At 73.5% G+C, this 19,518-nt stretch carries 18 protein-coding genes; 12 read left to right on the top strand and 6 right to left on the bottom strand.

Translation table 11 applies throughout. From position 1 onward, the window contains the following. Positions 1-101: 101 nt before the first annotated feature. Entirely contained in the window at positions 102-2,180 is a 2,079-nt protein-coding gene (locus ABD126_RS02120) for an ATP-binding protein (protein WP_343931843.1), read from the bottom strand. 155 nt (positions 2,181-2,335) lie between these two features. On the opposite strand from ABD126_RS02120, the gene ABD126_RS02115 reads away from it, so the two are divergent. Both ABD126_RS02115 and ABD126_RS02110 read left to right on the top strand, forming a co-directional pair. Further along, positions 2,336-3,748: a DUF1996 domain-containing protein gene (locus ABD126_RS02115; RefSeq protein WP_343931842.1), complete on the top strand. Its 1,413-nt coding sequence runs from the start codon at positions 2,336-2,338 to the stop codon at positions 3,746-3,748. A gap of 2 nt (positions 3,749-3,750) precedes the next feature. Next, positions 3,751-4,104, top strand: coding sequence for an Imm1 family immunity protein (locus tag ABD126_RS02110; protein ID WP_343931841.1), 354 nt, complete (start codon positions 3,751-3,753; stop codon positions 4,102-4,104). A 116-nt stretch (positions 4,105-4,220) separates the two neighbouring features. Here the strand turns inward: ABD126_RS02110 and ABD126_RS02105 are convergent, their stop codons facing one another. Together ABD126_RS02105 and ABD126_RS02100 are read right to left on the bottom strand one after the other, a co-directional pair. Next, positions 4,221-4,601 (bottom strand): hypothetical protein, encoded by a 381-nt coding sequence (locus ABD126_RS02105; protein WP_343931840.1) that lies wholly within the window; start codon positions 4,599-4,601, stop codon positions 4,221-4,223. A 10-nt stretch (positions 4,602-4,611) separates the two neighbouring features. Further along, positions 4,612-6,066: a PucR family transcriptional regulator gene (locus ABD126_RS02100; protein WP_343931839.1), complete on the bottom strand. Its 1,455-nt coding sequence runs from the start codon at positions 6,064-6,066 to the stop codon at positions 4,612-4,614. Between the two features lie 177 nt (positions 6,067-6,243). Between ABD126_RS02100 and uraH the strand changes: the two genes are divergently transcribed. The 10 genes from uraH (at position 6,244) to ABD126_RS02050 (ending at position 15,675) form a co-directional block, all read left to right on the top strand. Further along, the gene (uraH, locus tag ABD126_RS02095) at positions 6,244-6,552 is read left to right on the top strand and encodes a hydroxyisourate hydrolase (protein WP_358247091.1); all 309 of its coding nucleotides are present in this window, start codon (positions 6,244-6,246) and stop codon (positions 6,550-6,552) included. Next, positions 6,552-7,424 carry an FAD binding domain-containing protein gene (locus tag ABD126_RS02090; RefSeq protein WP_343931837.1) on the top strand — a complete coding sequence of 291 codons (873 nt, stop codon included), beginning with the start codon at positions 6,552-6,554 and terminating at the stop codon, positions 7,422-7,424. Before uraH ends, ABD126_RS02090 begins: the two co-directional genes overlap by 1 nt. A 3-nt stretch (positions 7,425-7,427) precedes the next feature. After that, positions 7,428-7,898 carry a (2Fe-2S)-binding protein gene (locus ABD126_RS02085; RefSeq protein ID WP_343931836.1) on the top strand — a complete coding sequence of 157 codons (471 nt, stop codon included), beginning with the start codon at positions 7,428-7,430 and terminating at the stop codon, positions 7,896-7,898. After that, positions 7,895-9,250, top strand: a complete 1,356-nt coding sequence (locus ABD126_RS02080) for an 8-oxoguanine deaminase (protein WP_343931835.1) — start codon at positions 7,895-7,897, stop codon at positions 9,248-9,250. The genes ABD126_RS02085 and ABD126_RS02080 overlap by 4 nt, the downstream gene beginning before the upstream one ends. Beyond that, complete coding sequence (locus ABD126_RS02075; RefSeq protein WP_343931834.1) at positions 9,247-11,463, top strand: molybdopterin cofactor-binding domain-containing protein; 2,217 nt, start codon at positions 9,247-9,249, stop codon at positions 11,461-11,463. The genes ABD126_RS02080 and ABD126_RS02075 overlap by 4 nt, the downstream gene beginning before the upstream one ends. A gap of 19 nt (positions 11,464-11,482) precedes the next feature. Further along, positions 11,483-11,965 (top strand): nucleoside deaminase, encoded by a 483-nt coding sequence (locus tag ABD126_RS02070; RefSeq protein ID WP_343931833.1) that lies wholly within the window; start codon positions 11,483-11,485, stop codon positions 11,963-11,965. 254 nt (positions 11,966-12,219) lie between these two features. Next, entirely contained in the window at positions 12,220-13,644 is a 1,425-nt protein-coding gene (locus ABD126_RS02065) for an NCS2 family permease (RefSeq protein ID WP_343931832.1), read from the top strand. Positions 13,645-13,657: 13 nt separating this feature from the next. After that, on the top strand, positions 13,658-14,716 hold the full coding sequence (locus ABD126_RS02060; RefSeq protein WP_343931831.1) for an XdhC family protein: 1,059 nt from the start codon (positions 13,658-13,660) through the stop codon (positions 14,714-14,716). After that, a complete protein-coding gene (locus ABD126_RS02055) occupies positions 14,625-15,014 on the top strand; it encodes an allophanate hydrolase-related protein (RefSeq protein ID WP_343931830.1) in 390 nt (129 codons plus the stop codon). The genes ABD126_RS02060 and ABD126_RS02055 overlap by 92 nt, the downstream gene beginning before the upstream one ends. Before the next feature lie 10 nt (positions 15,015-15,024). After that, positions 15,025-15,675, top strand: a complete 651-nt coding sequence (locus ABD126_RS02050; protein WP_343931829.1) for a hypothetical protein — start codon at positions 15,025-15,027, stop codon at positions 15,673-15,675. Between the two features lie 38 nt (positions 15,676-15,713). On the opposite strand, the gene ABD126_RS02045 is transcribed toward ABD126_RS02050, so the two are convergent. Genes ABD126_RS02045 through ABD126_RS02035 form a run of 3 tightly spaced genes read right to left on the bottom strand, consistent with a single transcriptional unit; the run spans position 15,714 to position 19,517 of the window. Next, a complete protein-coding gene (locus ABD126_RS02045) occupies positions 15,714-17,687 on the bottom strand; it encodes a HEAT repeat domain-containing protein (RefSeq protein WP_343931828.1) in 1,974 nt (657 codons plus the stop codon). Positions 17,688-17,697: 10 nt separating this feature from the next. Further along, the gene (locus ABD126_RS02040) at positions 17,698-18,321 is read right to left on the bottom strand and encodes a response regulator (RefSeq protein ID WP_343931826.1); all 624 of its coding nucleotides are present in this window, start codon (positions 18,319-18,321) and stop codon (positions 17,698-17,700) included. Next, positions 18,318-19,517 (bottom strand): sensor histidine kinase, encoded by a 1,200-nt coding sequence (locus ABD126_RS02035; protein WP_343931825.1) that lies wholly within the window; start codon positions 19,515-19,517, stop codon positions 18,318-18,320. Before ABD126_RS02035 ends, ABD126_RS02040 begins: the two co-directional genes overlap by 4 nt. Position 19,518: the final 1 nt, after the last annotated feature.

Genomic DNA, 19,518 nt, shown 5'->3' with positions numbered 1-19,518 from the left:
GTCGGGGTGTGGCGGGCGGTCGGCGGTCGGTGGGACGGGTTCCTGGTGGCGGACGGGGCGGTCGCGGCCACCCGGTGGGTCGCGGTGGCCGACCTGGTGGTCTAGCCCGGCGGCTGGTCGCCGAGACGGGCGCGGAGGCGGTCGGGCACCGGTTGCCCGGCCCGCGCGTACGCCGCCGCCGCCGCGCGGAGGTGGCTCTCCGCCGCGCGCGGGTCGTCGCGGCGCTCCGCCACGTCGGCCAGGGGCAGCAGCACACCGGCGAGGTAGGTCGGGGAACCGGTCTCCGCCAGGACGGGGTGCGCCGCTTCCAGCAGCCGCGCCGCCTCGTCCACCCGGCCCAGCGCCAGCAGCGGGCGGGCCATGAGGCTGCGGAGGCGGGCGACCTCGACGGTCTGGTCCAGCTCGACCAGGATCGCCTCGGCCTCGGCGAACTCGGCGATCGCCTCGTCCGGGCGGCCCAGGTCGGCGAGGGCCTCGCCGATCCGGCGGTGCGCCAGGCCCACGCTCCTGGACCGGCCCAGCTCGGTCGCGACCGCCAACGACCGCCGGTAGTGCCCGAGGGCGCCCTCGACGTCGCCGCGGGCGCGGGCGATCCGGCCCAGTTGCCGCAGGGCCGTGGCGACCGACGCCAGGTCGCCGGCGGCCTGGCCCAGGTCCAGGGCGCGGGCCACCTCGCGCGAGGCGTCCTCCGCGCGCCCCTGCTCCACGTAGCCGATCGCCAGTTGCAGGCGCAGCCTGGACTCGGCCACGGCGTGACCCGCCCGGTGGGCCGCCTCCGCGCCGATCTCGTGCGTGGCCACCCAGTCGGTCAGGTGCCGTCGGTGCAGGAACAGGCCCCACTGGGCCTCCGCCAACTGCCACGCGAGGTCGGGTCGGCCGCGGTCGGCGGCCTCCCGGGTGGCGGTCACCAGGTTGCCGCGTTCGGCCTCCAGCCAGGCCAGGGCCTCGCCGACGCCGGCGAACGCGGGCGGCACCACGGCGTAGCGGGGGCCGACCCGGGGGCGGTCGGGGATCACGACGCGGTCGGCCGCCACCGCGCCGTCCAGGTACCACTCCACGACCCGGCGGGCGGCGTCGTCGCGTTCGGCTCGCGAGTGCCACTCGGCGTGCTGCCGGGCGTGCGCGCGCAGCAGGTCGTGGTAGCCGTACCGCTCGTCACCGACCTCGCTGAGCAGGTTCTTCTCCACCAGGTCGGCCAGCACCGGCGCGATGTCGGGCGGTGGTTCACCGGCGGCGGCCGACGCGGCCCCGATGCCGAAGGTGGTGCCCGGGTTGACCGCGCACAGCCGGTAGACGCGGGCGTGGCGCGGCGGCAGCTCCACGTAGGACAGGTCGAACACCGCCTCCACCGACACCTCGCCGGCCAGTTCCAGCGAGGCCAGGCGTTCGGTGCGCAGGGTGCCGACCTCGCCGGACAGGGTGCGGCGCGGGTGGGTCGACAGGCGGGCGCCCACGACGGAGAGGGCTATCGGCAGGCCGCCGCACAGGTGGGCCAGTTCGCGGGCCGCGTCGGGTTCGGAGGTGACGCGGGGGCCAAGGGCGCGTTCCAGCAGTTCCAGGGACGCCGCCTCGTCCAACGACTCCACGTCCACGAAGCGCGCGCCGTCCACGGCCAGGCCGCTCAGCCGCCAGCGGCTGGTGACCAGGACCGCGCTGTGCGGCGAGGTGGGGAACAGCGGGCGGACCTGGGCGGCGGAGACCGCGTCGTCGAGCAGGACCGCCAGCCTGCGGTCCGCGGTCAGGGTGCGGAACATGGCCTGTTTCCGGGGCAGGTCGGCCGGGATGTCGCCGGCCGGGGTGCCCAGGGCCTGGAGGAACCATTCGAGGACCTCCGACGGGGTGGCCGGGCCCGCCGGGGCGTGGGCGCCCAGTTCGACGTAGAGCTGGCCGTCGGGGAAGCGGGTCCGCGCGTTGTGCAGCCAGCGCAGGGCCAGCGACGTCTTGCCCACGCCGCCCGGACCGCTCACCACCGCCACCAGTGCCTCCTCGGCGGCGAACCAGCGGTCGAGGTCGGCCAGCTCCCGGCGGCGGCCGGCGAACAGCCGCGGCGCGGGTGGCAGTTGGCGGGGGATGGCCGGGGCGGGCTCGTGGTGGTGGACGTGGACCTCGTCGATGCGGCCGGCTTGGACGACCGGGCCGTGGGTGGTGCCGGACATGACGTTCTCTGCGCCGTGGTCCACGACCCCGAGTGTCCAAGTCAGGGGTGGGCTTCAGATAACGAAGCGGTAACGGCCAGGTCGCGGACCGGGATCGGCACGTATGCCCCGGTGTCCACCGCCCACCGGCGGTCGGGGTTCGAAGCGAATGCGCGTACCTACGACGAGGTGACAAATCCATGACGCGAAACCAGGGGCGGCACCGCTTCTCGCGGCGCACCAAGCTCACAGCCGGCGCCGCCGGGTTGGCGCTGACGATCGGCCTGGCGGTCGCGATCTCCACCACCGGAGACCAGGGCACCGCCCAGGCGGACGGGGCCGACAAGTCCCTGTTCGTCGACATCACCAAGCAGGCGCGCAACGTCAAGGCGCCCAGGCCGGAAGGCGACGCCACCAACGGCACGTTCACCGTCGACTGCGGGCGCAACGAGAACGGGCACTTCAACCCGGACAACTTCATCGCGCAGCCCGGCGTCCGCAACGGCGCCCAGCACCTGCACGACTACGTCGGGAACGTGTCCACCGACGCCGACTCGACCAACGAGAGCCTCCAGGAGGCCGACACCACCTGCAAGAACGGCGACAAGTCCACCTACTTCTGGCCCGTGGTCCGCATCGACAAGGACAACGAGGAGGAGGAACCCGGCCGGCCCGACAACGCCGAGGTCGAGTGCCCCGACGTCAAGCGCAAGCTGCGCAACGTCCCCCAGCAGGCCCGCGCCGAGGTCGACCGCAACCTCGGGCAGCTCAAGGGCCAGATCGCCGAGGCCAACGACAAGCTCAAGAAGGCCGCCAACGTCAACGACCCGGACTTCGTCAACAACACGGTGTTGAAACCGTTGCGCGACAAGCGTTCCGCCACCATCGGCCGGATCGTGGAAGCCATCGACCGGGTCGCGCAACGGCCTCGCGGCCTGCAACGCCTCGCCCCCTGCACGGTCAAGGACGGCGACGCCAAGGACGCCAAGGTGGCCGAGGCGCAGAAGGAAGCCGAGGCCGACGCGCCGGAGAAGGGTGACGGCAAGAGCCAGAGCGACGAGAACGAACTGCCCGGCAACGAGGGCCAGATCCAGCGCCCCGAGGTGGTGGACCTGACCTTCCGCGGCAGCCCCACCGGCGAGGTCGTCGCCATGCCGCAGTTCCTGCGCATCCTCTACGGCGACGCCAAGGTCTCCACCAACGGCCCGAAGAACGCCCGGAAGTCCTGGACCTGCACCGGTTTCGAGGACAAGGTGCTGATGGACAAGTACCCGATCTGCCCGCAGGGCAGCAAGGTCAAGCGCGTCCACGACTTCCCGAGCTGTTGGGACGGCAAGAACACCGACAGCGCCAACCACCGCGACCACATCGTCTACCCGAACGAGAACGGCAAGTGCCCCAGGGGTTTTCGCGCCGTGCCGCAGCTGCGCATCAGCCTCACCTACAACATCCCCCGCGACGTGCAGCGAAACGGCCAGTACGCCGTCGACGCGTTCCCCGAGGAGGAGCACAACCCGCTGTCCGACCACGACGACTTCGCCAACGTCATGGGCGAGGAGATCATGAACCGCGTGGTGGACTGCATCAACACCGGCAAGAAGTGCAGGGAGTGACGATGATCCGGGCACACCACCGGACCGGCGTGGACGAGGTGCGCGGCACCGAGGACGTCCGCCGCCTGCTCGACCTGCTCTCCGTCGCCGAGGACGCGACGCTCGTGCACCGCGACACCCCGGACAACCGGGTGTGGGTGGGCGTGCGCGGCGACCGCGGGGCGATGCTGTTCACCGACGTGGGCACCGGGTCGTGGGCCAGCCTCGGCGAGGGCCCGCGGCGGCGCCCCCGCTACGCCGGGGTCCGGTTCCCCACCCACTGCGAGATCCCCGTGGCGGACCTGGCGAAGGCGATCGAGGAGTTCCTGGCCACCGGCGAGCGCCCGACCCGGGTCCCCTGGCAGCAGGTCCGGTAGCGAACGGCCGCGACCGGCGAGTCGCGGTGTCCGATCGCGCCGCCTCCGGCGCCGCGGCGAGGCCGCCCGGTAGTCGGCCCGTCGCGGGCCATCCCCTGACGCGCGGCGGCGGCGCCTCAGGGGATGGCCAACCCCTCCTGGCGCAGGGCTTCCTCGACGCGAAGCCGCTCGATGTCCCGGTCGACCCCCTCCGGCAGGTCGTCGAGCCTGTGCGGCACCCCGACCGCCGCACAGGCCTGTGCCAACAGGACGTCGTACGCCTGCCGTGCCCCTGCGCGGCGGGCGTACGACGTGCCCGGCCGGATGAGCGCCAGCACCCGGTGCACCCGACGCAGGTCGGCGGCCAACTGTTCGATCGGAAGTCCCTGCGGTGTCAACGGTTCCCGCCGCAGACGCCGGAGCAGACGGGGGATGTGGAGCACAGCCCAGCACAGCGCGGACGGCGCGAGCGCGACGCCCGCGAACAGCAGGGCGTTGCCCCACGGCGCGGAGGCCATGGCTCAAGTATCAGCCCGCGTGCAGGGCGAGGTACAGGTCCACGCGAGACGTGAAATCAGAGAGGTCCACGCCCAGCAACTCCTCCACCCGGCCGACCCGGTAGCGCAGGGTGTTCACGTGGACGTGCAGCCGCGCCGACGCCGTGGTCCACGACCCCGAGCAGTCCAGGAACACCCGCAGCGTCCCCACCAGGTCCGACCCGTGCTCGGCGTCGTAGTCCAGCACCGGCCCCAGCACCCGCCGCCGCAACGACCCGCGCAGCTCCTCGGGCACGCCGGCCAGCAGCAACTGGTGCAGCGCGATCTCCTCGCCCGCCACGACGCAGGTCCGGCCCGGCCGCCGCTCCCCCAGCCGCCGCGCGTGCGACGCCTCCTCGGCCGCGCCCCGCAGCCCGGCCGCGCCGACCGCCGACGAGATCCCGACCAGGACCCGCACCGACCCCAGCCCCGGCTCGACGGTCCGCAACGCCTGCCGGACGGCCTCCGCCCAGCCGGGCCCGGACGGCGCGATCGCGTACACCTCGTCGCCGTGCACGGACACCAGCGCGTGCGGCGCGATGGGCGCGAGCACCTCCTCCAGCAACGCCGCCGCCTGCTCGACCCGGCCGTCCGTGCACGACGCGACGACCACGCGGAACTCCGCCGCGTCCCACCCGACGGCGGCCAGCCGGGGACCCAGGTCGCCGGACCCGGCCAGCACCTCGCGCAGCAGCGGCCCGGCGGCCCGGTTCTCGATGCGCCGCTCCTGCACCACCCGCGTCCGCTCGACGCCGACCAGGCTGGCCAGCTCCGCCGCGACCTCGTCGTGCGCCCGGTCCCCCTCGACCACCACGATCCACGTGGCCACCCGCGACCCGCCGCGCTCGGAGACCGGCAGCAGCGTCGTCCGCCGCACCACCCGGGGCAGCCGGTCGGCCAGCAGGAACTCGCGCACGAACACGCCCGCGTCGGCCAGTTCCGGGCCGGCCACCACGTGCCCGGTGGTGGACAGCACCCGCACCGGCGCGTCCAGTTCCGCCGCGCCCGCCGCCACCAGCTCGCCCAGCCCGCCGCCGTCGGCGACCACGGTCAGCAGCCGCCGGTGCCGGCCCAGTTGCGCGCCCGCGTCGCCGACGCGTTCGGCGGCCAGTTCCAGCACGACCCGTTCGGTGATGGTCGCGAACGACAGGTCGATCGGAACCTCCAACAACGGCACCCCGTGCCGCCGGCAGGCCTCGACGAGCGCCGCCGGCAATTCCCGGGCCTCCGGGTCGCTGGCCGCCAACGCGGCGACGCCGGCGTGCGCCAGAGACGCGACGAAGGTCTCGCAATCGGCCGCCGAACGGTGCCAGAGCAGCCCCGACAACACCAGCTCGCCACCGGAGAGGTACCGCGCCGGGTCGGGCAGTTCCGTGCCGTAGAGCCTGGTCACGGGCCGGTCGAGGAACTCTTCGCCGTGGACGAGGCGCAGTCGGAGCTCCGGCATCCGCAGCAAGCTGCGCACGCGCAACACGATCGCCTCCCTCACGTCATGCGAGCGCCTTACCTTCGTCCGATCGTGTTTGTAGGAAAGCACAAAACCACTCGTCGTAGGAGCCTGGGATTCATGCGCCGTGGCCGTAGCTGAACGGCCGGCCCGGTCTGTGTACTGGCTCACACACCGATGGGAGGGCGAGTGACGATCAGCACCCACGTGCTCGACGCACAGCGCGGCAGGCCGGCGGTCGGCCTGGCGGTGCGCCTGGAGCACGACGGCGAGACGGTGGCGGAAGCCCGCACCGGCGAGGACGGTCGGATCACCGGCTGGCCCAGCGAGCGGGCGGGGGTCTACCGGCTGGTGTTCGACACCGGCGACGTGGCCCCGTTCTTCCCCGAGGTGGTGCTGACCTTCCGGGTCACCGAGCCCGGCGAGCACCACCACGTGCCCCTGCTGTTGTCCCCGTTCGCGTACTCCACCTACCGAGGCAGCTGATGGACTTCCTTCGACCCGACACCCTCGCCGAGGCCCTGGCGCTCAAGGCCGAGCGCCCCGACGCCGTGCCGATCGCGGGCGGCACGGACGTGATGGTGGAGCTGAACTTCGACCACCGCCGCCCGGCGGCCCTGCTGGACCTGACCCGCGTGCCGGAGCTGAAGGAGCACTCGTCCGAGGGCGGCGTGGTGCGGATCGGGTCCGGCGTGCCGTACGTGCGGATCATCGAGGAGTTGGGCGGCGCGCTGCCCGCGCTGGCGATGGCCTCGCGCACGGTCGGCTCGCCGCAGATCCGCAACCGCGGCACGGTCGGCGGCAACCTGGGCGCGGCGTCCCCGGCGGGCGACACCCACCCGGTGCTGCTGGCGGCGGGCGCGACCGTCGAGGCGGCGTCGGCGCGCGGGGTGCGGTTCATCCCGGCCACCGAGTTCTACCTGGGCGTGAAGCGCAACGCGCTGGAGCCCGACGAGCTGATCACCGCCGTCCACGTGCCCGCCACCCGGGCGCCCCAGCAGTTCTCCAAGGTCGGCACCCGCAACGCCATGGTGATCGCCGTGTGCTCGTTCGCCGTGGCGCTGCACCCCGGCCAGAACCGGGTGGGCGCGGCCGTGGGCAGTGCCGCGCCGACCCCGCGCCGGGCCACCGAGGCGGAGGAGTTCCTGTCCGGGGAGCTGACCGCGACCGGCCAGTGGGAGTCGCCGAAACCGCTGCTGGACTCGGTGAAGCGCCGGTTCGGCGAACTCGTCGCGCGGGCGGCGAGCCCCATCGACGACGTGCGCGGTTCGGCCGCGTACCGCAAGCACGCACTGTCCGTGCTGGCCCGCCGGACGCTGGGCTGGGCGTGGCAGGACTACACCGGGAAGGCGGCCTAGGCGATGCGCGTGAACGTGACGGTCAACGGCGAGCAGCGGCAGGCCGACGACGTCTGGGAGGGCGAGAGCCTGCTGTACGTGCTGCGCGAGCGGCTGGGCCTGCCCGGCTCCAAGAACGCCTGCGAGCAGGGCGAATGCGGCTCGTGCACGGTGTACCTGGACGGCGTGCCGGTGTGCTCGTGCCTGGTCGCCGCCGGTCAGGCGCAGGACCGCGAGGTGCGCACGGTCGAGGGGCTGGCCGAGGGCGACTCGCTGGACCCGGTGCAGGAGGCGTTCGTGGAGGCGGGCGCGGTGCAGTGCGGGTTCTGCACGCCCGGTCTCGTGGTCGCCGCGCACGACCTGGTCGACCGGGTGCCCGAGCCGTCCGACCCGGAGATCCGCGAGGCGCTGGCCGGGAACCTGTGCCGCTGCACCGGCTACGAGAAGATCCTCGACGCGGTCAGGCTCGCCGCCCGCAAGAAGAGCGCGCGATGACCCCGACCATCCTCGACGGCGTGGCGGTGTCCACGATGGACCCCGCCGGCACCGAGCACGCCTTCGGGCACGTGGTGTTCGAGGACGGCCGCATCACCGCCGTCGGCCCCGGCCAGGCCCCGAAGCCGACCGGCCCGCACACGTGGGTGGACGGCAGCGGGTGCCTGGTGACGCCGGGCCTGGTCAACACCCACCACCACCTCTACCAGTGGGCCACCCGGGGCTACGCGCAGGACGCGACCCTGTTCGAGTGGCTGACCACCCTGTACCCGGTGTGGCGCGGGCTGGACGCGGAGATCACGCACGCGGCGGCGTCGGCGGGCCTGGCCAAGCTGGCGCTGACCGGCTGCACGACCGCCGCCGACCACCACTACGTGTTCCCCCGCGAGGGCGGCGACCAGTTCGAGGCCCTCGTCACCGCGGGCCGGCGCGTGGGCATCCGCCTGCACGCCGTCCGCGGCTCGATGGACCGTGGGCAGTCGCACGGTGGGCTCCCGCCGGACAACCTGGTCGAGGAGACCGAAGCGGCGCTGACCGCGACCGAGAAGGCGATCGACGACCACCACGACCCGTCCCCGGACGCCCTGGTCAAGGTGGCCGTCGGCCCGTGCTCGCCGTTCTCGGTGAGCCGGGAGCTGATGACCGGCGCGGCCGAGTTGGCCCGGCGCAGGGGCGTCCGCCTGCACACCCACCTGGCCGAGACGCTCGACGAGGAGGAGCAGTGCCGGGCCGAGTTCGGCTGCTCCCCCACGGAGTACGCCGAGCGGGTCGGCTGGCTGGGCGACGACGTGTGGCTCGCCCACACCGTGCACCTCGCGCCGGACGCGGTGCAGAAGCTCGGCGCCACGAGCACCGGTTCCGCCCACTGCCCCACCTCCAACGGCCGCCTGGGCACGGGCATCGCCCCGGTCCGCGACCTGCTCGACGCGGGCGCGCCGGTAGGCCTGGGCGTGGACGGGGCGGCGTCCAACGAGTCCTGCGGAATGGTCGAGGAGCTGCACCAGGCCGTGTTGCAGGCCCGGCAGCGCGGCGGGCCGAAGGCGTTGGACGTCCGGGAAGCGCTGTGGCTGGGCACCATGGGCGGCGCGAAGTGCCTGGGCCGCGCCGACGAGATCGGGTCGATCGAGCCGGGCAAGCTCGCCGACCTCGCCGTGTGGCGGCTGGACGGCCTGGACCACGCGGGCATCGAGGACCCGGTGGCCGCGCTCGTCCTGGGCCCGCTGCCGAGGCTCAAGCTGCTGCTGGTGGGCGGCCGGGTGGTCGTGGACGACGGCGAGCTGCGCACCGCATCCGAATCCGACCTCGCACGCGACCTGCGTGCCGCGAGCGCACGACTGAAGGTGACCCGATGAGCCTCACGCCCGCTGAACTGACGTCCTCGGTGTCCGGTGGCATCGGCTCCAGCCCGCAGCGCCCGGACGGCACGCTCAAGGTGCGCGGCGAGTACGCCTACGCCTCGGACCTGTGGCACGAGGACATGATCTGGGGCGCGACCCTGCGCAGCCCCCACCCGCACGCGCGGATCGTCTCGATCGACCTGACCGAGGCGCTGAAGGTGCCCGGCGTGTACGCGGTGCTCACGCACCAGGACGTACCCGGGCAGAACCTGTACGGCTTGGAGCACAAGGACCAGCCGGTGCTGGCCGTGGACGTCGTGCGCTACCAGGGTGAACCGGTGGCGCTGGTCGGCGCGGACCACCCCGAGACGGCGTTGCGCGCCATGAAGCGCATCAAGGTCGAGTACGAGGTGCTGACGCCGGTCGTGGACATGGAGACCGCGATCGACGACACCCCGTTGCACTCCGGCGGCAACCTGGTGCGGCACGTGCCGATCCGGCGCGGCGACCCCGAGGTGCCGGCCGACGTCGTGGTGACCGGCCGGTACGAGGTCGGGATGCAGGACCAGGCGTTCCTGGGGCCGGAGTCGGGTCTGGCGGTGCCCGCCGAGGACGGCGGCGTGGACCTCTACGTCGCGACCCAGTGGCTGCACGTGGACCAGAAGCAGGTCGCGTCCGCGCTGGGGATGCCGTTGGAGAAGGTGCGGCTGACGCTGTCCGGCGTCGGCGGCGCGTTCGGCGGGCGCGAGGACCTGTCCATGCAGGTGCACGCCTGCCTGCTGGCGCTGCACACCGGCAAGCCGACCAAGATGGTCTACAACCGCGAGGAGTCGTTCTACGGGCACGTGCACCGCCACCCGGCGGTCCTGTACTACGAGCACGGCGCGGACCGCGCGGGCAAGCTGGTGTACGTCAAGGCCAAGATCTACCTCGACGGCGGCGCGTACGCGTCCAGCACGCCGGCGGTCGTCGCGAACGCCGCCACGCTGGGCATCGGGCCGTACGAGGTGGACAACCTGTCCATCGACGCTTGGGGCGTCTACACCAACAACCCGCCGTGCGGCGCGATGCGCGGGTTCGGCGCGGTGCAGGCGGGGTTCGCCTACGAGTCCCAGATGGACAAGTTGGCCGAGGCGCTGGGCATGGACCCGGTGGACGTGCGGATCGTCAACGCGATGACCGAGGGTTCGGTCATGCCGACCGGCCAGGTGGTCGACTCGGCCGCGCCGGTGGCGCAGTTGTTGAAGCTGGTCAAGGACAAGCCGCTGCCGCCGCCGTCGGACCGCGACCTGCGCAACCTGCCCGGCGGTGTCTCGAACACCACGCACGGGGAGGGCGTGGTGCGAGGTGTCGGCTACGCCGTGGGGATCAAGAACATCTGCTTCTCCGAGGGCTACGACGACTACTCCACCGCCCGCGTGCGGTTGCAGGTCATCAACGGCGAACCGGCCGCGCTGGCGCACACCGCCGCGTGCGAGGTCGGGCAGGGCCTGGTGACGATCATGCAGCAGATCGTGCGCACGGAGCTGGGCGTCGAGCGGGTGACGATCCTGCCGATGGACACCAGCATCGGCAACGGCGGCTCCACGTCCGCGTCCCGCCAGACGTACGTGACCGGCGGCGCGGTCCGCGCGGCCTGCCTGGCGGTGAAGGACAAGCTGGCCAGGCTCGCCGCCGGCCGGATGGGCTTGGACCTGGTGGAGCTGCTGGGCGACGAGGTGATCGACGAGACCGTGGAGTGGCGGCACCGCGCGACCGAGCCGCTGGACCCGGTGACCGGGCAGGGCAACGCGCACGTCCAGTACGGGTTCGCCGCGCACCGGGCGGTGGTGGACGTGGACGTGGAGTTGGGCCTGGTGAAGGTGGTCGAGCTGGACTGCGCGCAGGACGTCGGCAAGGCGCTCAACCCGCAGGCCGTGCTGGGCCAGATCCAGGGCGGCTCGGCGCAGGGCCTGGGCCTGGCGGTGATGGAGGAGATCCAGACCGCCGGCGGCAAGGTGCGCAACCCGTCCTTCACCGACTACCTGATCCCGACCGTGCTGGACATGCCGCCGATGAGCATCGACGTGCTCGAACTGGCCGACCCGAACGCGCCCTACGGGGTTCGCGGGGTGGGCGAGCCGCCGACGATCTCCTCGACTCCCGCCATCGTGGCGGCCATCCGCAACGCGACCGGCTTGGCCTTGACCCGCGTTCCCGTGCGCCCAGAGCACATCACTGGAACCTGATCTTTTGGAGCTTCGCACAATGACAACGTCCGTTTCGCCCGACCACGCCTGGCTGCGGGAGTCGATCGAGCTGGCCACCCGCAACGTCGCCGCCGGCGGTGGGCCGTTCGGCGCGGTGATCATCCGGGACGGCGAGGTGATCGCCACCGGCACCAACCAGGTCACCCCGACGCTGGACCCGACCGCGCACGCCGAGGTGGTGGCGATCCGCGCCGCCTGCCGGGCCATCGGCGACTTCCGGCTCACCGGCTGCGTGCTGGTGTCCTCCTGCGAGCCGTGCCCGCTGTGCCTGTCCGCCGCGCTGTGGGCGCGGGTGGACCGGGTCGTCTACGCCGCCGACCGGCACGACGCCGCCGCGGCCGGCTTCGACGACCGCGAGTTCTACGAGCTGTTCGGCAAGCCCCGCGAGCTGTGGAGCCTGCCGGTGCACCAGATCTCCACGGGCGAGGACAACGCGCCGTTCACGGCCTGGCTGTCCCGGACCGACCGCGTCGACTACTGACGCATCACCCGGAGCGGCCACGAGCCGCGTGCTGACCGGAGCACAACCACCTCAAACGCGTTCGGAGGGGCGAGCCTGCCGGCATCGCACGGCGGTGCCGCGTCGGCCTGCCGCGGCGCTTTTTCCGACGATCACGCTTTTCGATCGGCGGAAAAAGGGTCGCGGCAGGCCGACCCGCAGGCGGCATCGCCGCGCCGCGACGGAGTCGCGGCCATCCAACACCGACGCGCCCACCGGCATGGGAAGGAAGCGTCATGACCCAGCTCAGGGATGACGTACCCACGCAGTCCACACAACTCGACCGGTTCTTCCGCATAACCGAGCGCGGCAGCACCATAGGTCGCGAAGTGCGCGGCGGTATCACCACGTTCGTGGCGATGTCGTACATCGTATTGCTCAACCCGCTCATCCTGGGCGCGTCGGCCGACATCACCGGCGCGCGCCTGACCACCGAGCAGCTCACCACCGCGACCGCCATGGCCGCGGGCGTGATGACCATCCTGATGGGCGTGGTCGGCAACGCGCCGCTGGCCCTGGCCGCCGGCCTCGGCGTGAACGGGGTCGTGGCGTTCCAGATGGCGCCGACGATGACGTGGGCCCAGGCGTTCGGCCTGGTCGTGCTCGAAGGCCTGTGCATCGTGGTGATGGCCGCCTCCGGGGTGCGGGAGAAGATCATCAACGCCATCCCCGGCCCGCTCAAGACCGCCATCACCGTCGGCATCGGCCTCTACATCGCCCTGGTCGGCCTGGTCAGCGCCGGGTTCGTCACCCGCACGCCGGACGCGGTCGGCTCGTCGGTCCCCGTCCGGATGGGGCTCGACGGTCACCTGTCCGGGTGGCCGATCGCGATCTTCTGCCTCGGCCTGCTGCTGATGATCGTGCTGATGGCCCGGGGCGTGCCGGGGGCGGTGCTGATCAGCATCGCGGCGGCGACCGTGCTGGCGATCGTGGTCAACGCGGTGTTCGACGTGCGGGGGTGGGGGCTGGTGACGCCGAACGTGCCGGACAGCGTCGTCGCCGCGCCGGACTTCGGGTTGTTCGGGCGGGTGGACCTGTTCGGCGGGTTCGTCTCGGCGGGCGTGATCACGGCGACGGTGTTCCTGTTCACGCTGGTCCTGTCCGGGTTCTTCGACGCGATGGGCACCATCACGTCGGTGTCGGACGAGGCCGGGCTGACCAAGGACGGCAAGGTCCAGGGCATGGGCCGCATCCTGCTGGTCGACGGCGCGGGCGCGGTGGCCGGCGGCGTGACCGGGTCGTCGCCGAACACGGTGTTCCTGGAGTCGGCGGCGGGTGTCGGCGAGGGGGCGCGCACGGGGCTGGCCAGCGTGGTGACCGGCGTGATGCTGGCCGCGACCCTGCTGTTCACGCCGCTGGCGGCGGTGGTGCCGGCGCAGGCCGCCGCACCGGCGCTGGTGGTGATCGGCGGGCTGATGATGGCCCAGTGCCGACGCATCCCCTGGCAGGACACCGATTACACGATCCCGGTGTTCCTGACCGTGGCGGTGATCCCGTTCACCTACTCGATCACCAACGGCATCGGCGCGGGCCTGGTGTCGTACGTGGTGATCAAGATCTGCAAGGGCCGGTGGCGGTCCGTCGGCTGGCTGATGACCGTGATCGCGGCGCTGTTCGTCCTGTACTTCGGGGTCGAGGGCGTGACCGCGGTGCTGCACTAGAGGAGGACCCGGGGTGCGCGAGCTGGCTTCGCTCGTCTCGGACTGGGACGGGCCGTACGCGGTGGCGTCGGTGGTGGCCGTGCGGGGCAGCGCGCCCCTCGAGGTCGGCGCGGCGCTGGCGGTCCACCCGGACGGGCGGGTCGTGGGCAGCGTGTCCGGCGGGTGCGTGGAGGGCGCGGTGTACGAGCTGGCGCTGTCCGTGCTGGCGACCGGCACGCCGCGGCTCGCGCGCTTCGGGTACTCGGCGGAGGACGCGTTCGCCGTCGGGTTGACCTGCGGCGGCGAGCTGGAGGTGTTCGTCCAGGTCGTGACGCCGGAGATCCGGTCGGCGCTGCGGGCTTGTGTCGAGGGCCGTCCGGTGGTGCTCACGCGGTCGTTGGAGACCGGTGACGGCGAGGTGTCCTTCCCGTCGTGCGCGGTGAGCGGTTCGTCTGTTGTGGACGGTCGGCTGGTCGAGTCGTGGGGCACCGCACCGAGGTTGCTCGTGTTCGGCGCCATCGACTACGCGGCGGCCGTTGCCCAGCAAGGGAAGTTCCTCGGTTACCACGTCACGGTGTGCGACGCGCGGCCGGTTTTCGCGACACCGGAACGGTTCCCGGCCGCCGACGAGGTGGTGGTGGACTGGCCGCACCGCTACCTCGCCTCGACCCCGGTGGACGCCTCGACAGCGGTGTGCGTCCTGACCCACGACCCGAAGTTCGACGTGCCGCTGCTCAAGGCAGCACTGCGCCTGCCGGTGGGCTTCGTCGGCGCGCTGGGCTCGCGGCGCACCCACCTGGACCGGCTCGCCCGGCTGCGCGCCGAGGGCGTGACCGAGGCCGAGCTGGCCCGCCTGCGCTCCCCCATCGGCCTGGACCTGGGCGCGCGGACGCCCGAGGAGACGGCCGTGTCCATCGCCGCCGAGATCATCGCCGTGCGGCGCGGCGGCGGTGGCCTGCCCCTGACCGGCACCGACACCCCGATCCACAAGGAGGACCCGAATGGCGCTGATCTTCCTCAACGGCGGCGGGATGCGTGGCGGCCCGCTGCACCACCAGCTCCAGGGCACGCCCCTGCTGCGTGTCGCGCGTAGTGCGCCCAAGTACCGGTACTTCTCCGTGGGCGACCGGTTCCCGGCGATGCACGCCTCCGGCACCGGGAGCGTCGTCGGCGAGCTGTACGACCTGCCGCTGACCGTGCTGCGCGACCACCTGCTGCCCGCCGAACCGCCCGAGCTGGAGATCGGCGTGGTCGAACTGGCCGACGGCAGCGCCGCGCTGGCGACCGTGCTGCGCGACGCGTGCCTGGGCAGCGCCGAGCTGACCGACATCACAGCCGTCGGCGACTGGCGGGCCTACCTGGGCTCCCGGCGCCGACCACCCGTTTCCTAGAGTCCCGCCCATGAGATTCGGGGGGATCGTCCTCGCACTGTTGTCGCTGGTCGGCTGCTCGTCGAGACCGGCCGCCGCGCCGCCGGCGAGCAGCACCGCGACCACCACCACGACCACGTCCACCACGCCGACCGCGCCGGACCCGGAAACCATCGAGCCGCGCATCAAGGCCGCCCAGCTGACCGCCGACCTGCTCCGCCCGCTGGGGTACGTCGCCGACTCGCGCGGCGAGGGGCAGCACTGGTACCGGGTCGTGTCGTGCCCGGAACAGCTGGAGACCGACGGCTGGCAGTCCGCGACCAAGACCGCGAGCCACTGGGTGGACCCGCGCGGACGCACGTCGATGATCCAGTACACCGTCTCGTACGGGAAGATCTCGGCGGCGGCGGAGACCGTGCGGCTGGCCCGCCAGTCGCTGGAGTGCGGTGCGGTCACGATCGCCGACGACGAGTACACGTCGGTGGACGAGCTGGAGGTCCCGCCGCTGGGCGCGGACGCCCAGTTCGCGGTGTGCTACCACGCGGCCACCCACGAGCGGTGCGAGCTGCTGCTGAGCAAGGCGGACCTGCTGACCGTGCTCACGATCTTCACCCCGCAGCGCGCCCGCGCGTCCCAGGACCTCGAAGCCGCCGGTCGAGCCGTCCTCCCGCTGCTGACCTGACGTCCCCGACCCGCTGTCCCCGCCCCGACAGCGGGCCCTCAGCCGAGCACGGCGAGCGCGGCGCGGCACTCACGCCGCAACTCCTCGTCGGCCCGCACCCCGTCGCTGCTCCACACCCCGCCCGTCGAGGAGCCCAGCCGCTCCGGCCGGGCCACCTCGTCGCGCAGGAGCGGTGCCAGCGAGGCCGCCGCCGGCCCCATCCGCGCCACCGCACGGGCGATCCCGGCGCGGGTGTGCCGGTTCTCCTCCCACACCTCCCGCAGGACCGGCAGCGCGCCGGCCACGTCCCCGGTCGCCCGCCACAACGCCACCGCGGCCCCGAGCCGGACCCAGCCGCGGTCGTGGTCCAGCAGCGGGCGCAGCGCGGGCGCGGTCTCCGGCCGGCCGATCTCCGCCAGCGCTTCCAGCGCTCTCGTGTCCTCGACGTGCCGCAGGAGCACCGGCAGCACCCGGTCGGCGGCGCCGGCCACCCGCCACAGGGCGAACGCGGCCTGGACCTCGTGCCCCGGGTCGTCGAGCAGCGCGTGCAGCGCCGGGACGGCGGCGGAGGCGTGCGGCCCGAGGGTGGTGACGGCGGGCAGCGCGTCGGGCAGGTGGGCGACCAGGTCGGGCACGGCCGGTCCGGCGTGGCCGCCCATCGCGCCGAGCGCGGCGAACAGGCCGGACCGGTGCCGGTCGTGGCCCTCGGGCACCGGCAGGTCGGCGAGGCGGCGGCGGATCAGCGGCACCAGCGCCGCCGCCCCGGCGGCCTGCCCGCGCAGCGCGTGGCCGATGTCGGCCGGCGGCACCGGCCGTTCCAACGCCCAGGTCAACGCCGGCAACGCCCGCGCGTCACCCAGGGCGGCGAGCGCGGCGAGGGCCGTGCCGACCGACGAGCCGCCGGCCGGCCACTCGACCACCCAGGCGAGCGTGTCCGGCGGCGCGGTGCGGGGCGACCGCTCGACGCTGCGGGCGAGCGCGTCGGCGGCGGGCGCGGCGACCAGGTCCAGGTACCGCAAGGCGTCCGCGGCGGCCCCCGGCAACCGGGGTTCGGGGGCGAGCAGTTGGTCGCCGATCAGCCGGACCAGCTCGGTGTGGTCGCCACGCCACCCGCTGACCACCTGACCGGCGACCCGGACGGCGTCCAGGCGCACCTCCCAGTCGTCGGCGGTCAGCAGGGGCCGCAGCAGCCGGGTCCGGTCGGCCACCCGGTCGCCCAGCGCCCGGCTCAGACCCGCCAGCAGCGGCATCGCCCGCGCCGCGCGCCGACCCCGGGCGGCGGCCTCCTCGTGCTCGCGGATGCGCCCGACCAGGGTGTCGGTGGAGAACCCGGCGGGTTCGGGGGTCGAGGTGCCCTCGGCGTAGACCCGCCGCACCAGCTCGCCCGCCACGGCCACGACGTCGTCCGGCAGCCGGTCGGGGTCGAGGTCGGCCACGCCGGCGAGCGCGGTCAACCGCACCGCCGGGCTGTCGCCGCCCCCGGCCACCGCGACCAATCGGTCCACTTCGGACAGTGCGCGCAACCCGTCCACCACGGCGATCCGCACGTCCACGTCCGGTTCGACCGCCAACCGCGCGGACAGCGCCCGCGCCGCACCCCGCGGACGGCACGCGACCACCCCGGTGCACGCGGCGGTCCGGACCGCGGGATCGGGGTGGGCCAACGCGTCGAGGAACACCGGCCCGGCCGCCACGACCGCGCCCGACTCCTGCTCCACGCCCGACTCCTGCTCCGCGCCCGGCTCCTGCTCCGCGCACGACCCCGCCACGGCGGCGAGGAACTCCAACGCCGCCGCCCGGCCGGGCACGTCGGCCGAGGCCAGCCGCAGCAGGAACGGCACCGCCGCCAACGTGCTGTCGTAGACCGAACCCTGGTGCAGCACCGCCCCGTAGAGGCCGTCCAGGGCCACCTCACGGACCTCCGGGTCATCGGAGGCCAAGCCGCGCAGGAGGTCGGGCACCTCGTGCGCGGGCCCGTAGGCGTGCCGCAGCGCCGACCAGTCGATCTCGTCCAGACCCGTGAGAACCCCCATGCGGCGAAGACTATCGATCCGCCGCCAGCACTCCCCGCTCGTAGGCCACCGCCACCGCCGCCGCCCGGTCGTTCACGCCGAGCTTCGCGTAGACGTGCACCAGGTGGGTCTTCACGGTCGCCTCGCTGATGAACAGCCGGGCCGCCGCCTCGCGGTTCGTGCAGCCCCGCGCGATCAGGCCCAGCACCTCCACCTCGCGGTCGCTCAGCGGTTCCGCGGCCGGTGCGCGCACCTGCCCGACGAGCCGGGTCGCCACCGACGGCGACAGCACCGCCTCCCCGCGCGCCGCCGACCGGACCGCCCGGAACAGCTCGTCGCGGGGCGTGTCCTTGAGCAGGTAGCCGGTCGCGCCCGCCTTGATCGCGGGCAGCACGTCGCTGTCGGTGTCGTAGGTCGTGAGCACCAGGACCCGCGCCGGCACGTCGCGCAGCCGCCCGATGGCGGTCACCCCGTCCACCCCGGGCATCCGCAGGTCCATCAGCACCACGTCCGGCACGACCGCCCGCACCACGGCCTCCGCCTCCGCGCCGTCCGCCGCCTCGCCGACCACCTCGACGTCCCCGGCCACCGCGAGCATCCCGCGCAGCCCGTCGCGCACCACGGGGTGGTCGTCCACGATCACCACCCGGATCACCGCACGACCTCCGCCGGGATCGCGGGCACCGACGCCGACACCGCCGTGCCGCCACCGGGTTCGGACTCGACCACCAGCGACCCGGCCAGCCGCGACACCCGCTGCCGCATCCCCACCAACCCGAACCCGGCGCTCCCGCGCGACGGGTCGAACCCGGCGCCGTCGTCCCGGACGTCCAGCGTCACCACGTCCTCCATGTAGGACAGCGTCAACCCCACCCGCGACGCCCGCGCGTGCTTGGCCACGTTGGACAGCGCCTCCTGCGCGGCCCGCAGCAACGCCACCTCGACCTCCGGGTGCAACGGCCGCGCCGCGCCCGTCGTGGCCACCGACGCGGGCACGCCGGTCTGGTCGGTCCACCCGCCCGCGACCTCGACGAGCGCGTCGGGCAGGTTCGCGTCCTCCAGCGCGGGCGGGCGCAGGGCGTGCACGGACCGGCGGGCCTCGGCCAGGTTCTCCCGCGCCAGCCGCAACGCGGTGTCCACGTGCCGCGAAGGCGCGTCCACCGCCTGGAGCTGGGTGATGATGCCGGTGAACCCCTGCGCCAGGGTGTCGTGGATCTCCCCCGCCAGCCGCTGCCGCTCGTCCAGCACGCCCGCCTCCCGCGCCTGGATCAGCAGCTGTGCGTGCAGGCCGGCGTTCTCCTCGACCATCGCGGCCAGCTCGGCGACCATCTCCTTGCGCCGCCGGGCCTGCTCGGTGGTGATGTGCCCGAGCATGGTGAACGTCAGGGCGATGGTGGCGAAGAACAGGGCCACCACGACGAACACCACGACCGCCACCGGTTCGGGCGGCGGCGGCCCGCCGTAGAGCGCGAGCGCCGCCAGGACCGCGTTGGCCAGCACGCCGGCGAACATCCGCCGCCCCCGCAGCACCTCGACCGCGTAGACGTACCCGGCGAAGGAGTAGAACCCGAAGATCGGGTCCCGCAGCCCCAGCGACGCGTAGAAGACCAGCACCCCGACGAAGAACACCGTCATCAGCCCGGACCGGGTGCGCCACGCCGGGTGCAGCGTGTAGAACCACGCCATCCACAGCACCGCGCCGGCCACGATCCCCAGCGAGACCGCCTTCTCCGCCACCGGGTCGGGCACGGTCAGCGCGTAGAGCAGCGCGGGCAGCAGCAACGCGAAGTACGGCACGACCTGGCCGGCCCGGCTCAGCCGGCGCTCCCACACGTCGAGGCTGTCCGACACT

Origin of the sequence: Saccharothrix mutabilis subsp. mutabilis, assembly GCF_039521145.1 — a bacterium.
Lineage (GTDB): Bacteria > Actinomycetota > Actinomycetes > Mycobacteriales > Pseudonocardiaceae > Actinosynnema > Actinosynnema mutabilis.
The sequence above is the reverse complement of the archived record's forward strand: the minus strand, read 5'-3'. Positions and strand labels throughout refer to the sequence as shown.